The 253-nt window shown below is 56.9% G+C and carries 1 protein-coding gene; it reads left to right on the forward strand.

The window, feature by feature from the left end:
* Positions 1-89, forward strand: an 89-nt coding sequence (locus AC0IYH_RS32825) for a hypothetical protein (RefSeq protein ID WP_471838551.1), incomplete at its 5' end; no start/stop codon positions are given.
* Between the last annotated feature and the right edge of the window lie 164 nt (positions 90-253).

The following is a 253-nucleotide window of genomic DNA, read 5'->3' on the forward strand; positions in this document are numbered from 1 at the left end:
CCGGCTTGTACGGCAGTGATTTCGCCCGGGCCGGGGTGCCGGTAGCCGATGGTCTGAGCCTCTTGCTTGGCGCGGTATTGTTGGGGTAGATCGGTGCGTGGATTGCGGTCGCACGGCATTTACGCGAGCTGGCGCCGAAGTAGTTAATGTCTGGGTAAGGTGGTTTCGTTTGTATTGGCCGTATCAGGGGTTTAGGGAACTTGTCCTACGGTTCTCGGTCAATTTTCGCAGGGCTGAACTGCACGAGTTATGT

The organism is Pseudomonas sp. AC463 (genome assembly GCF_979253585.1).